The organism is Ramlibacter sp., from assembly GCF_035554825.1.
In the GTDB taxonomy this organism is placed as follows: domain Bacteria; phylum Pseudomonadota; class Gammaproteobacteria; order Burkholderiales; family Burkholderiaceae_C; genus Ramlibacter.
This window is the reverse complement of the sequence record NZ_DATMHS010000120.1, coordinates 1-1507: the sequence shown is the minus strand read 5'-3', so window position 1 is coordinate 1507 and position 1507 is coordinate 1. Positions and strand designations below refer to the sequence as shown.

Below are 1507 nucleotides of genomic sequence, written 5' to 3'. Positions count from 1 at the left end.
CCGCGAGGAGGCGTTGATGGCGTCCATCGTCTCGACCACCTGCTCGACGACGGCGCCGCCCTTGCGCGCGACCTCCGACGACGACTGCGCCAGCTGGTTGGCCTGGCGCGCGTTGTCGGCGTTCTGCTTGACGGTGCCGGTCAGCTCCTCCATCGACGCCGCCGTCTCCTCCAGCGAGCTGGCCTGCTCCTCGGTGCGCTGCGACAGGTCCTGGTTGCCGGCCGCGATCTGGCCCGAGGCCGTGGCGATGGTGTCGGTGCCCTGGCGCACCCGCGTGACGATCCCGCGCAGGCTGGCCTGCATCGCCGCCATGCCGGACATCAGGCGCGCCACTTCGTCCTTGCCGACCACCCGGATCTCGTGCTGCAGATCGCCGTGGGCCACTGCATCGCAGGTGTCGACGGCCTCCTGCAGGCCGCGCGAGATCCCGCGCACCAGCAGGAATCCGAACAGGGCCGCGAAGCCGATGCCGCCCGACAGGCCGACCACGACCAGCGCCCGGACGATCTCGTAGCGCGCGACGGCGGCCGCGTGCTCCGCCTTCGCCACGTCTTCCTGGAGCGTCACCAGCTTGGCCAGCGGCGCGTTGGCGGCGTCGTAGAGCGGCCGGGTCTTCTGGGCGATGACGTTGCGCGCGCCCTCCAGATCCTGCGCCCGCAGCGCGGCGACCGACGCCTTGAGGCCCTCGGCCACGAATTTGCCGCGGGCCTCGGCGAATTCCTTGGCCAGCGCCGCCTCCTGGCCCGTGGGCGGACTGACCATGTAGTCCTGCCATTGCTTGTCGATCGCGGCGATGTTGGCGAGGACCTCGGCCGTGTTCTTTTCGGTGGTCGACGGCTCCATCACGCTGTTGGCCACCGCCAGCCGGCTGCGCAGCATCAGGCGGCTGATGTCGCCCAGTTGCGCGATCGGCACGGCCCGGTCCTCGTAGACGGTCTTCAGCGAGGCATTGGAGGCGCCGATGGCCCACAGGCCCATGGCGCCGCCGACCAGCAGCATGACCGACAGCGTCAGGACCAGGGCCAGGACGCGGGTTGATATCTTGATGTTTCTCATCGGTGTTCTCCCTAACGAATTGCTTTCTTGTCGAGACGCACCGGTGACTGCGGGCCCACTCGTGGCGCCGCGCGGCGGTCGCGCCGCGCCGGCATTGACCCTGGCAGCCGCTGGCAGCGCCGCCAGCCCGGTCTTCCTAGAATTCCTTCCAGTCGGCTTCCTCTACTGCGGCCACTGCCGCCGTGATCGCCCGTGATCTGGCCGGGCGTGCCGCGGCGATGCGGCGCGGCGCCGGCAGCGCCGGCCGGGCGTTGGCGCCGGAGCGGGCCCGCGCGATGACCTGCTGCGCCGCCTGCGTGTCGGCGGCGAGCTTGAACACGCTCACCGCCTGCACCAGTTCGCCGGCCTGCTCGCGCATCGATTGCGCGGCGGCCGAAGCTTCTTCCACCAGCGCGGCGTTTTGCTGCGTCACCTGGTCCATCTGGGTGATGGCCTGGTTCACCTGCTCGAT

1 protein-coding gene and 1 pseudogene are annotated in these 1507 nt (G+C 70.4%); both read right to left on the bottom strand.

Annotation, left to right across the window (positions count from 1 at the left end):
* Positions 1-1056: methyl-accepting chemotaxis protein (locus VNT59_RS14675; RefSeq protein WP_325499329.1), on the bottom strand; the 1056-nt coding region annotated here is incomplete at its 3' end.
* A 136-nt stretch (positions 1057-1192) separates the two neighbouring features.
* Positions 1193-1507 (bottom strand): annotated as a pseudogene (locus tag VNT59_RS14670) (methyl-accepting chemotaxis protein); the annotation flags it as partial.